Annotated in this window: 8 protein-coding genes; 2 read left to right on the forward strand and 6 right to left on the reverse strand. The window is 34.8% G+C overall.

Going from position 1 to position 12887, the window contains the following annotated elements; translation table 11 throughout:
• Positions 1 to 194: 194 nt before the first annotated feature.
• Positions 195 to 509 carry a nuclear transport factor 2 family protein gene (locus ACZZ9T_RS14600; protein ID WP_463442691.1) on the forward strand — a complete coding sequence of 105 codons (315 nt, stop codon included), beginning with the start codon at positions 195 to 197 and terminating at the stop codon, positions 507 to 509.
• Positions 510 to 639: 130 nt separating this feature from the next.
• Here ACZZ9T_RS14600 and ACZZ9T_RS14605 read toward each other — a convergent pair whose 3' ends face one another.
• The 3 genes from ACZZ9T_RS14605 to ACZZ9T_RS14615 all read right to left on the reverse strand — a co-directional run bounded on the left by ACZZ9T_RS14605 (position 640) and on the right by ACZZ9T_RS14615 (position 3067).
• Complete coding sequence (locus ACZZ9T_RS14605; protein WP_463442692.1) at positions 640 to 2268, reverse strand: NADP-dependent glyceraldehyde-3-phosphate dehydrogenase; 1629 nt, start codon at positions 2266 to 2268, stop codon at positions 640 to 642.
• A gap of 174 nt (positions 2269 to 2442) precedes the next feature.
• Positions 2443 to 2742, reverse strand: coding sequence for a type II toxin-antitoxin system RelE/ParE family toxin (locus ACZZ9T_RS14610; RefSeq protein ID WP_463433425.1), 300 nt, complete (start codon positions 2740 to 2742; stop codon positions 2443 to 2445).
• Complete coding sequence (locus ACZZ9T_RS14615; RefSeq protein WP_463433426.1) at positions 2723 to 3067, reverse strand: hypothetical protein; 345 nt, start codon at positions 3065 to 3067, stop codon at positions 2723 to 2725. The genes ACZZ9T_RS14610 and ACZZ9T_RS14615 overlap by 20 nt, the downstream gene beginning before the upstream one ends.
• Before the next feature lie 276 nt (positions 3068 to 3343).
• Between ACZZ9T_RS14615 and ACZZ9T_RS14620 the strand changes: the two genes are divergently transcribed.
• On the forward strand, positions 3344 to 5641 hold the full coding sequence (locus ACZZ9T_RS14620; protein ID WP_463442693.1) for an nSTAND3 domain-containing NTPase: 2298 nt from the start codon (positions 3344 to 3346) through the stop codon (positions 5639 to 5641).
• Between the two features lie 168 nt (positions 5642 to 5809).
• Here ACZZ9T_RS14620 and ACZZ9T_RS14625 read toward each other — a convergent pair whose 3' ends face one another.
• The 3 genes from ACZZ9T_RS14625 to ACZZ9T_RS14635 form a co-directional block, all read right to left on the reverse strand.
• The gene (locus tag ACZZ9T_RS14625; RefSeq protein ID WP_463442694.1) at positions 5810 to 7795 is read right to left on the reverse strand and encodes a urocanate hydratase; all 1986 of its coding nucleotides are present in this window, start codon (positions 7793 to 7795) and stop codon (positions 5810 to 5812) included.
• 370 nt (positions 7796 to 8165) lie between these two features.
• Positions 8166 to 12365, reverse strand: a complete 4200-nt coding sequence (locus ACZZ9T_RS14630; protein WP_463442695.1) for a T9SS type B sorting domain-containing protein — start codon at positions 12363 to 12365, stop codon at positions 8166 to 8168.
• A gap of 188 nt (positions 12366 to 12553) precedes the next feature.
• Entirely contained in the window at positions 12554 to 12853 is a 300-nt protein-coding gene (locus ACZZ9T_RS14635) for a hypothetical protein (protein WP_463442696.1), read from the reverse strand.
• Between the last annotated feature and the right edge of the window lie 34 nt (positions 12854 to 12887).

Here is a 12887-nt window from a genome sequence, read left to right on the forward strand (position 1 = left end):
CAAACAAATATATACATATAAAGTAGTATCCAAAAACTATTCACCAAGTGGAAAACGGGTTTTACCAAGTTTTACATTACCTTTGATCAGATTAAAATTTAAACCTTGAAAACGAAAATTTATTTATTTCTGTTCGTCTTTTTTTACTCAACTTCAGTTTTGCTCAATCTAAGAAAAGCGTTCAGGAAAATTTAGTGCAAGAACAGCTAGAAGGTTACAACGCAAGAAATGTTGAGGCTTTTCTGAAACCTTATGCAGAAGATGTAGAACTGTACATGTTTCCCAATCAACTCATCAGTAAAGGGAAAGAGGCTATGCGAAAAAATTATGGCGAAATGTTTAAAGATTTACCTGAACTTCATTGCGAAATAAAAAACAGAATCGTGAATGGTAATTTCATTGTCGACCATGAAAGTGTCTCCGGAATGAGAAGAAACGAAATCGTAGAAGCCACTGCCATTTACGAAATAAAGGATGGTAAGATTTCGAAAGTATATTTTATTCCGTAAAAAGCTTTAAAAGTCAATTCTCATATACTAAATTCTAAAATGTACATTTCATGGAAGGATTTGAAGAATATATGAAAAAATATAACCCGCATTACTGCAGGTTACTATTTAATTTTATTCTGATAAAGATTTAAAACAGATAATCGGTACTCAAAAAATTAGAATCATGATCTCTTACAATCGTATTCAAAAGATTTTTGTTGGATTCCGTCGACTTTGCAGCTACCAGTGATCTGATGGAGAACGAACGAAGCGCATCAAATACTGAAAGTGTTCCTTCGGCAGAATCTTTTCTTCCGGTAAACGGAAAAACATCCGGACCACGTTGCGCCTGACAGTTGATATTTACACGGCTCACCAGATTTACAAACGGATCGATCAGTTTTGAAACTTCCTGTGCATCTTCACTGAAAATACTCACCTGCATTCCATGAGAAGCATTAACCTGATAATCGATCGGCTCTTCAATCGTTTCAAAAGGAACAACAGGAATAATTGGCCCGAACTGTTCTTCATGATACAGTTTCATATCACTGTTTACCGGATAAACGACGGCAGGAAATACAAAAGATTTCTCATTGTAACCCCCATTATCATTCAAAACTTTTGCGCCTTTTGACAACGCATCTTCGATACATTCACGAAGATATGGCGGTTTGTTGACTTCAGGAAGCGGCGTGATTTTCACATCTTTTTCCCACGGTAATCCGGGTTTTAATTCGGAAACGGCTTTATTTAATTTAGCAGTAAATTCTTCAGCAACATCTTTTTGTACGAAGATTAATTTTAAAGCTGTACAACGCTGTCCGTTGAAAGAAAGTGCACCGAGAATAATTTCGCTCACTGCAATATCAAGATTGGCATTTTTGGTTACAATCGCAGCATTTTTGGCATCTAAACTCAAAATAGCTCTCAATCTGTTGACTTTCGGGTGTAGTTTTTTCAGTCCGTTTGCAACTTTACTTGATCCGATGAATGCGAGAACATTTACTTTTCCGCTTTCCATAATCGGGGTGATAATTTCTGCACCTTTACCGTATAGTGTATTTACTGTTCCCTTCGGAAAAGCTTCTTTGAAAGCATTTAATAATGGATAATGTGCTAAAACACCATGTTTGGGAAGTTTAAAAATAATCGTATTTCCCATAATCAATGCGGGAATCAAGGTCGTAAATATTTCGTTCAAGGGATAATTGAACGGTCCCATACTTAAAACCACTCCCAACGGAGCTCTCCTTATTTGTGCAATCGTTCCTTCCGCCTGTTGGAAACGGGATGATTCTCGATCCAGATCTTTTAACGCATCAATAGTTTGGTTGATGTAATCTACGGTACGGTCAAATTCTTTCGTAGAATCCGGCAAAGTTTTTCCAATTTCCCACATCAGTAATTTGATGATCAGATCATGTTGTTTAATCATCAGATACACAAACTTTTGCATACATTTGATGCGACCTTCCACAGACATGGTTGGCCATTCGCCCAGACCGTTATTGTAGGCTTTAACTGATGCATCAAGCACTTCCATCGCTTCCTGTTGACCGATGTTTGGGATGCTTCCCAGTAGTTTTCTTTCCAGACCATTCTCTGTACGAATGCAGACTGGCGAATAAATTTCTGTAACATCGCCTTTCCATTCTACCAATTCGCCATTTAACAAATAAACTCTCTGGTGAATTTCCTGAACTTTGTATTCTTCTGGAATATCGTTTTCGCTTTTAAAAATTTCTTGAAATGATCGTGTATCTGCTGCGCTCATAAATTTTTTCTTTTTAATAATTGGAATTTGAAGTTTTGAAAGAATAAAGTTAGAGTTTAAGATCGACTTTCGGAATAGCAAACTTATTGATTTGCTCTATTTAAAAGGTTTTTGAATGAAATTTAATATGGTTTTATTGAAATTGGAAAACTTAGTGACTAATGAGTTTTTTTGTTATTCATTAATAGATTTGTAATTATCTTCTGGATCTTGGAAGTTTTGGAGAATTCTAATGATTTTCAAAACATCATTTTCAATAATATAAACAAGTGTATTATGCCTTGTTATAAGCATTTTTTGGTAATCTGTATCTTCATAATTTTGGAATATTGCAACGCCGTCTAAAATGATTTGCAAGCAGTTGTCAAATTTAGAATTGAAATCTTCTAATACTTTGTCATTCCACCTTCTTAAAAGATAGTTTTCAATTTTATCCAGATCATCAAAGGCTTCCTTACTTAATTGAATTTCCATTTCTATAGTCTTCTAATCTTTTTCTGGAACGCTCTTTCACTTGGTCGTAGGTGTAAATTTTTCCGTTTTTAAAATCTTCTTCAGCTCTTACAAAAGATTCCAGAATTTCTTCTTTGGTTTCATTTCTCCATTCTTTAGGTTCAATAGTTTTTGAAATGACTAAAAGTTCTTCCGGTGTAAATCTTTTTTCTTTTAATTTCTTAAAAAAAGTAGGTTTTTTGATTCCTGATTTCTCTATAATATATGACATTTTGAAAGGAGAATTTTTCAGAATCTCATCAATATTGTTTTGTATTTCTATAAACTTTTCTATTTCCGCTATCATAATTTTATCTTTTTTAGTCTCACTTTATGAGACAAATATAACCATAATTTTATTTCATCTATAAAAATGAATGTCAGATCACCTTAAAATCTAAGCATTCTTGAAAATATTGTTATTAAAAAGATTCGTCAGTTCGAGTAAAATTCTGAAAGAATAATTCTGCATTAGTTTAAAACATTTTGTGGGAATAAAATGCAGCTGCAAGAAGTTTCCCGCAACTTGATGGAGACTTCCTGCAATTGCAGGAGATTATAAACAGGGGTTGTTTTAAAGGAAATGCAAATGCAGGAGGTTTGTTTTAAAGTTGTTTGTAAGGGTTTGCGAGTGGTTTTAATTGTTATATTTGATTTACCAAAAAAATTTCAAAAAAATATGGCACAATATGACTTTTCAACTTTAAGCAGTTCAGATCTTGAAGATTTAGTTTGTGATCTTTTAAATGCTGAAGTTCCAAATGGTTCTCCAATTACATATAAGACTTTTAAAGATGGCAAAGATCAAGGAATTGATTTATTATATTCTACAGAACATAACACACATGAACATGTTGGACAAGTTAAACATTATTATCGGACAGGTTTTGATGGGATGTTTCGGAAACTAGAAAATGAAGAAGTTGAGAAAGTTAAAAAATTAGCTCCAACAAATTATATTTTTGCAACTTCGGTTGATCTTGGAGTTGGAGAAACAAAAAAAATTAGTGATGTTTTTCATCCATACATTAAGAATTTGAATGACATATATGGTAAAAAAGATCTAAATAGACTAATAGAAAATCACGAGGACATTTTAAATATTCACTATAAGCTATGGTTTTCGGATGCATCAATATTAACGAAAATTTTAAACTCCGATCTTCAATTTAGATCTGTAGATTTTATTGAATATGAATTAGCAAGAAGAATAAGATTTTATGTAAAGACACCATTATTCGATGTTGTAAGAAATAACTTAAAAGAAAATAATTTTGTAATAATTACTGGAGATCCTGGAGTGGGCAAAACAACTTTAGCAGAAATGCTAACCTATGAATATATAAATGAAGATTATCAACTTCTTTATATACTTGATGATGTTAAAGAAATTGATAGAATACTTAAAAATGATGATTCTAAGCAGATATTTTATTTTGATGATTTTTTAGGTAGTAATTCTGCAGAAATTAATAAAGCACAAGGAAGTGAAAGTGCACTTTTAGGAATTATTGGGCGTATTAAGAGAATGGAAAACAAAAAATTAATTTTTACTACACGAAGTATTGTTTTAAATACTGTGATACAGCAATCAGATCGCTTTAGAAGATTTAGTAAAAACTTGAATGAAGCAGTTTTTCACTTAGAAGAATATTCAGAGAATATTAAAGAAAAATTACTTAGAAATCATATTGATGAATCTGAAATGGCTGATGATTTAAAATCTCTAATTGAAAGAAAAGATATATCTGATTTTATTATATCACACAAAAATTTCAATCCTAGATCTGTAGAATTTATTACCTCCAAAGAAAACGTTGAAAAATATAATGCAGAAACTTTCGAAAAATACATCCGTGAAAATTTTAATAATCCAACAGAAATCTGGAAACACGCATATGAACAGCAAATTGATCATGTTGATCGCTGGCTACTAAGTACACTCTTAACATTTAATGAAAAGACAGATATAAATTTATTAGAAAAAGCGTTTAATAAAAGACTTGAGTATTGTACTTCCAAAGATTCTGTTCTTCCAATAAACCCATTTAAAAATACCCTAGATAAGCTTGATAAAGGATTTATCATTAGAAAAAATAATAGTGTGAATTTTATTAATCCTTCTCTAAAAGACTTTTTAATAAATTACATTCAAACGGATACAAGAGAAATAAATTTAATGATATATTCTATTAAATATATTCAACAAGTTTCTGAGTTAATTTTATCACTAGCTAAATTTAATAATATATTGTTTCCAACAGATTTAGTTGTGGATATGATGAATAATTATAATAGTTATGTTAGAAAATCTAACAGAGATGAGGATCTAATTCATTTAGCAACTTTTGTAAATTCTAATTATGAAGAATATTCTAAATATGATTTTTTAGTAGAGATTATTAATGATATCAACGACTGGGAATCCCTTCACAGTAATTATAGACTAAATATCGCTTTTAAGAAATTTGTTTCAGAAACGAATGAAAATTATTATGTTAAAAAAGCTTTGGATAGTAGAACTGAAGAAATAATCAATGAACTTGTTACCGGAGATTATGATATTGAGTCAGCTGTAGAACTTTTAGAAAATCTAAAAGATACATTTGATATTGATTTTTATGATTTTGACACATATACAATTATAAATCACTTAGATAGTATTTTCTCTGATTATATATTTACGGAATCTGAAAATCTTAAAGAATGGGTAACTGATACAACAGAAGTGAATGAGATAATTGATAAATTAAATTATTTAGGTAATAAAATCAAAGATCTAGGCTTATCATACGAAATTAATATTAGTGAGTTAGAATGCGATTGGGATGAAATAGCTAGAATAAACGAATTCAATCGTCAAATGGAGAAAGATGACTAAGATCAAATTATACATCTACAAATACGTTTCTGAAAATACTTAAACAAAAAAACCTGCCTCACAGCAGGTTTTTATTTATTGCATCATTGCGAGAAACGAACCAATCTATTCATTGTAATTCAGTAAATTCAACAGATTGCTTCGTCATTCTTCCTCGCAATGACGGTGCTAAAACAAACTCTCATCCACAAAATTCGGCAGCGTTACTTTTAAATTCGGTTCGGCTTCCATTGCTCTTTTGATGGCGAAAACTGCGCCTTCATTTCTTGCCCAGCTTCTTCGGGAAATTCCGTTGTTGACGTCCCAGAAAAGCATTGATTTTAATCTTCTTTCGGCATCATCACTTCCATCGAGCAACATCCCGAAACCACCGTTGATCACTTCTCCCCAACCAACGCCGCCTCCGTTATGAATAGAAACCCAAGTCGCCCCACGGAAACTGTCGCCAATCACATTCTGGATCGCCATATCTGCCGTAAATCTCGAACCGTCATAAATATTGGAAGTCTCTCTGTACGGAGAATCCGTTCCCGAAACATCGTGATGGTCTCTTCCCAAAACTACGGCACCGATGTCTCCGTTTTTAATAGCATTATTGAAAGCTTCTGCAATTTTCATTCTTCCTTCTGCATCGGCGTATAGAATTCTGGCTTGCGAACCAACGACCAATTTATTTTCCTGAGCACCTTTAATCCAAGTGATATTATCTTTCATTTGCTGTTGAATTTCTTCGGGTGATGATTTAATCATTTCTTCCAAAACCTGACAGGCAATCTCATCTGTTTTCTGTAAATCTTCCGGTTTTCCGCTTGCACAAACCCAACGGAACGGTCCGAAACCATAATCAAAACACATCGGTCCCATAATATCCTGAACATAAGATGCGTATCTGAATTCTCTCCCAATCGTCGGATTGTCTGACATGACATCGGCTCCGGCTCTGGAAGCTTCGAGTAAAAAGGCATTTCCGTAATCGAAAAAATACGTTCCTTTTTCGGTGTGTTTATTGATGGCAGCAGCGTGTCTTTTCAACGTTTCCTGCACTTTTTCTTTGAATAATTCAGGATTTTCTGCCATCATCGTATTGGATTCCTCAAAGGTTTGTCCGGCCGGATAATAACCTCCCGCCCAAGGATTGTGAAGTGAAGTCTGATCTGAACCAATGTCAATTCGTAAATTTTCTTCATCAAACTTCTCCCAAACCTCAACGATATTTCCAAGATAAGCTAACGAAACTGCTTCTTTGTTTTCCTGTGCTTTTCTCACTCTTTTTACCAGCTCATCCAGATTTTCGTGGATTTCATTCACCCATTTTTGTTCGTGACGAATCTTTGTAATTTTAGGATTCACTTCTGCACAAACTGTAACACAACCTGCAATATTTCCTGCCTTAGGCTGCGCTCCTGACATTCCGCCTAAACCTGAGGTAACAAATAATCCGCCTTTCGGTTCTTTATTTATTTTTCTGAATGCGTTCAAAACCGTAATGGTCGTTCCGTGAACAATTCCCTGCGGACCGATGTACATATAACTTCCTGCGGTCATTTGTCCGTACTGAGAAACACCCAATGCATTGAATTTTTCCCAATCATCCGGCTTGGAATAATTGGGGATCATCATTCCATTCGTCACCACAACTCTCGGAGCATCCTTGTGAGAAGGAAACAATCCCATCGGATGACCGGAATACATGGTCAACGTTTGTTCGTCTGTCATTTCTGACAGATATTTCATGGTCAAAAGATATTGAGCCCAATTGGAGAAAACAGCACCATTTCCACCGTAAGTAATCAATTCGTGCGGATGTTGCGCCACCGCATAATCCAGATTGTTCTGGATCATTAGCATGATTGCTTTTGCCTGCTCAGATTTTCCGGGATATTCTGCAATATCTCTTGCTTTCATCTCGTAATCCGGACGAAAGCGATACATGTAAATTCTGCCATATTTTTCCAATTCCTCTTTAAATTCCGGCAACAATTCTGCATGAAACTGGGGTTCGAAATAACGCAAAGCATTCTTTAAGGCTAATATTTTCTCTTCTTCCGTTAAAATTTCTTTACGTTTCGGAGCATGATTGATTTGGGTTTCGTATGGTTTTGGCTGAGGTAATTCTGCGGGAATTCCCTGTTGTATCTGTTGTTGGAAAGTCATTGATAGTTGAGTGTTACTGGTTGATTGTTGTTGGCTTTTTTGTGGTTTTAAAGATATTCAAATTAGAAAATTCCTGCAACTCAAATGAGAAATTATACCTTCTGATGAATTAATTCTTCACGCAGAGCCTTCCATAATATGGATTCCCCTCCTTTGGAGGGGTGGCGAAAATTCGAAAGAATTTTTGACGGGGTGGTTTTAAAGAGCATATTTTTGAGAGTAAGTTTGTTCTTATGACCACCCCATCTTAATTTTCTTTGAAAATTAATCCACCCCTCCAGAGGAGGGGAATCTTTGTGCTGCTGATAATTATTTAAATACAACAAAACCTCACTGAAATCAATGAGGTTTTACTGTCAATTATTTAAGATTAATTAGTGTTTTTTACGAGAATCCATCCTGTAAATGATCTTCCATCCGGAAGCGTGATTACATACCAATAACTTGAAGTCGGGATTGGTCTTCCGGCGATGGTTCCGTCCCAGATGATTTGAGTATTCGTATTTTGCTCGAAAATCAGATATTGATATCGGTCAAATACCTTTACGTTGGTCATTTTAGTTCCGAATACATGAAGATTCTTGACAATCCATTTATCATTCACCCCGTCACCATTTGGCGTGATCGCATTTTTAATATCTAAAATCACTCCATCCTGTTTGATGATACATTTACCTTCGACGTATTTCACATAGAACGTTGTAATTCCGGTAGGTAAATTGTAGAAAACATTACTTGACTGCCATGTGATTCCGTCTGTTGAATACAAAATCGGTTGTGAACCTGTAGCCGTGACGGTGAAGCTATTTCCACTGGCAACAAGCTGCTGAATAACCGGAACATCATAATATTTCGCCTCAAAAGTTACCGTATAAGTACAGCCGTTATCTGACGTAACGGTTAAAGAATAATTTCCAACCATATTTCCTGTAACGGTATTGGTGTTTGAAACTACTTGCCCTGAAGGATTTGTCCATACATAACTTACGATGATATGCCCTTCAACCTTTACGGTATGGGTGAAGCTTTCTCCCGGACAGAAATATTGTGTCGGAATTTCAAATATCGGCACTTTCTTTAAAGAAATTTTGATCGTGCTCACTTCAGGACAGAAGCCGGGAACACTCACTTTTACATAAATGATATTCGAACCTGAATTTTGGTTGAATGAATAGCTTCCCGGATTGGCAATAACATTGGTTCCCGCATTTAAATCTGACAGAGACGGATAATATGAAAACACCGCGTTACTGCCGGAATATATCTGTTGTTGAAACTGAGTAAGATTTACATTTTCAATTCCGTCATTGCCATTATCACAGACGTTATTTAAATTAAACGGTCCTGCATTCTGAAGCACAACTTTACTTCCGATCGTAAAATTGATGATGGCAATATCATCACAACCAGGAATATTCTGAATTTTTACCCAAATCTGAGTCGGGAAAGGCTGAGCTGTAAAATTAGCAGGATTTGCAATTGCATTTACTCCGTTTTGAGCATCCTGCAGATTCAGATAAAAACTGAATGTATTGATCTGATTTGGGATATCAACATATAAATTGGTGTAATTCAAAAGGTTTACTTCATAGGTTCCGTCTAAATTATCGTCACAAATTATGATGGTTGAGTTGATCGCTTTTGGAGGAAAATAGGTGTTTAACTGAATGGATGCTACAGAAAAGCAACCTGTAGTAGTTGACTGAAATCTTACCCAAACCTGTAATGTAGAAACATTTGCCGTAAAAGAACTGCCAATCTGATTCGCTGAATTTCCTGCATTAGCTTCGGCTGATGTGAGATAATACGAAATGTTCATATCAGAAAGCGCATAGGTATTCTGAGCTGGTAAAAACAGTTGTGGAATTGCATCATTCAACTGAAAATTTTCGCTTAAGTTAAAATCTTCATCACACTTGTTCAAAACAGCGTTTGACAATACAACTGCAGGTAAAAACGTCATTTGAATATTCAGCTGAGACACTGAAAAACATTCGCTATTATTAAATTTTACTTTTACAAAAACCGTAGCACTTCCCTGCACCGGAAATTGTGCCGGATTGGTAATTTCACCTGAAAACGTATGAGTAGCAGGGTCATAAGCTGTGTAAAAAGTAAAAGTAACATTGGATGATCCGTTATAAATCTGTGGTTGCGAAAGGGTAAGGTTATAATTTTCTACCCCATCATTATTGTTATCACAGATATTATTTAATGGAACATTTACAGTAGAATTCACGGCTGGAGTTGAAACCAGTGAGAAGTTTACCGGATAAATCTGGGAGCAGTTATAAGAGGTAATTTTTACAAAAACCTGAGTATTTCCGGTGATTGTGGCATTCGTCACAGGATTATTTCCTGACTGAGCATCCGAAAGATTCAGATAAAATAAAACACTTGCATTCTGGCTACCGATTATTGCTCCGGAAAATGATGTGAGCAAAGCGTTTTCTGAATTATCATTATTAAAATCACAAATACTGAAATTTGACGAAACGATCACCGGATGAACTAAATTCACATTGATGGCTCTTATAGTATAACATTCATTCGACTGTTCAAAACGAATATAATAGGTCTGTGTTACCAAATTACCATTGGTCGTTATGGTCTGGTTGGGAGCAATAGGATTATTCTCCAGTTGTGCATCACCATAGGTTGCATAAAACGCTGTGACCGGAACTGTAGCGGGTTGTATAAGCATATTGGCAGAAAGCGTCTGCAAATTAAAACTCACATCTTCGGTCCCATTGAAACAGATGTATTCATTTTTTTCATTGGCTTTAATCTGCGTAAAAGTCACATTCATGTTCACAGAAATTACTGTAAAACATCCTCCCGGAATCTGTACTCTGATAAAAACTGTTTGTAACCCATCCTTGATAGTTCCGAGCAACGGACCTGTTCCGCTAAAGGCTCCAGCAAAAGTACTATAGGTAGTAAAAACTGCTCCCGGTTGAGTGGAAATTAAAGGTCCGAGGTTCAATGCAAAATCAAAAGGCTCTAAATTATTATCGTTGATATCACACACCGTGTACGAATAAATACCAATCGAATTGGCATTAACACCCGGTTTGAAAAGGAAATTCAAAGGTCCTAAAACATACACACAACTTGCTTCCTGTAATCTAACCCAAATTTTTGTATTAGACGTAATATTAGCAGTTACGATAGCATTGTTATTATTCTGAGCATCATTTTGAGTTGCATGATATGTAATTCCGGTAGTTCCCGGTGCAAGAATCAGGTTGTTTAATAAAGTCAGATCATACGAATTTTCAACACCGTCATTATTCGTATCACAAAGTGAAATAACATCTGTAATCAGATTTTTACTTAAAAAATTAAGGGTAAGAACGGCAACTCTAAAACAACCCGGAGCATTCGGATTCTGAATTCTCACATAAAATATTGAATTAGAAGTCAAACTATAATTTGATGACAATGCATTCTGGTTGGTCTGTGCATCCTGCAACGTGGAATGATAGGTAAAATTAAAGTTGGCAGGGTTTTGTGAGGTTACATTTGGTTTAAAATCATTCAGGTTAATATTGATCGGAGCATTTCCGCAAAAATTCTGGCTGTAATTTTTTGCAACAGGATAACTTGCATCAAAACTAAGAATAAAATCGTCTGTAAAATTGAGAAAACTGCTTCCACAAACATTAAATTTAACCGTTGCGGTGTATGTTTCATTTTGAGTCGGGCAAATATTGGTTTGTACACCGTTTGCTACAACCTGCCCTGCAGAATTAGTCCAGGCAACTTCCGGCTGAATGGCATTTCCTGTCGGGGTAAACTTGTAAGCTTCCTGCAATGATTCCCAGTTTCCTGTATTTCTTGAAGGTGGAGAATAGCCTAAAGTGCCGTCATTATTCATGATTCCTATCAAAGCATTTTCAAACTTTCTCGTTGCGCAAGGGGTCAGTTTTTTATCAACAAAAACCTCAACAATATTGGTTGTCTCATGCAGGACAATCTGTGATGAAGAACGGTCTGTACAGCCTGCTACTCTACCGTCATAAAAATTAATGACAAATTTTCTGTAGGGTGCAGTTCCTACCGTCGAATAATAAATTTCTGAACTGTCACCATTCGCAAAAACCATATCATGATAAACCCCGAAGATTGAATTTTTAGGAAGACTCGGGTTTGGATTTTGCCAGAAAACATTGGGATAATTAATATTTCCGAGCTGAGCGAGATCAAAAGTAACCATTCCGTTTGAGCCAACAACAAGAGCATTAAAATTCTGATTGAAAAAACAAAAAGAAAACGGGAGATCCAATTTTACGGCAAACAAGTCATCAAAGCTCGCATTGAGAGATGTACCTTGATTGAGAGGAATTGCAGGATTATAAACTTCCGGAGTCACTGCATATGTGTTTGTCTCTTTTAATACAGGAAATTCCACATGGAGTTGAAGACAGCCATTGGTATCAAGATCATTCGTACAAGTTACATGATAGTTTTCATTACCTGCAGCATCTTTAATCTTTACCTGAATTGGATTTTGAGAAAAGACTGATACAAAGATTACTAAAAATATAATTGATAGATATTTTTTCATATTGGACAGATTTGCAATTAACATACAATTAAACAATAATCGTTTATTGTTTAACACTTAACAAAAGTAAAATATTTTTAATGTTAAATCAACAATATAAAATATTTATTTACTATAATTTAATATATATTAACGAAAAAAAACCATCTTATAGAGACGGTTTTATTTTTTTATTAAAATTATGTATTTTATTCTATAATATCATCATTATCTTCTTCATTTTCATCCTCATCATCACTCAAACTATAAAAATCGTTTTCTTCATCCGGCAGCTGACTGGTTATCTGCTCAAAATTATCATCATCTTCAGCACCGGGAACATCTAATCCGAAAGGCATCCCATCATTAACGTGATCAGGATTCATAATTGGATTCCCATCGCCGTCCAAAGGGATATGCTCTTCTTTGTTAAAAATATCTTCGCCCGGATTGTAATCCATCTCTGCAAGTTTTCTCTGTTGCTCTTCAGCATTGTCTTGTGTACTCATAATCATATTTTTTAGTGTTGCTGTAACTATGTCA

Source organism: Chryseobacterium sp. AC417, from assembly GCF_979258215.1.